The 328-nt window shown below is 32.6% G+C and carries 1 protein-coding gene; it reads left to right on the top strand.

Annotated elements, in window-relative coordinates:
- Window positions 1-5: 5 nt before the first annotated feature.
- A partial coding sequence (locus INF68_RS23560) for an EpsG family protein (RefSeq protein ID WP_370552488.1) occupies window positions 6-328 on the top strand: 323 nt, incomplete at its 3' end.

The following is a 328-nucleotide window of genomic DNA, read 5'->3' as shown; positions in this document are numbered from 1 at the left end:
TTTAGATAGAGTCTATTAGGCAAGCTCTTGAAATGTCCATTTTAATGTATTCGTTCCGAAAATTAATTTGCAGGGAGTTAAAGAAATTTTTACTTTTAATTTTACTGGCTTCTACCTTTCATATAACAGCCTTGATTGCACTGTTGTTTTTGATACCTGTATACTCTGGCAAGCTAAATAAAATATTAAGTTACGGATTGTTGAGTGTAAGTTGCCTTTTTTTCTTTTTTTCAAACAGTATATTAAATTTTGCGCTCGGGGTTTTACCGGTTGGCTCAATAGCAAGTCAAAAACTGAATTTCTATTTGAGTTCAGACCAATACAAGCC

The sequence above is a fragment of the Enterobacter cloacae complex sp. P16RS2 genome, assembly GCF_014982155.1.
GTDB classification, from domain to species: Bacteria; Pseudomonadota; Gammaproteobacteria; order Enterobacterales; family Enterobacteriaceae; genus Enterobacter; species Enterobacter cloacae_M.
This window is presented reverse-complemented; position numbering and strand designations above follow the sequence as displayed.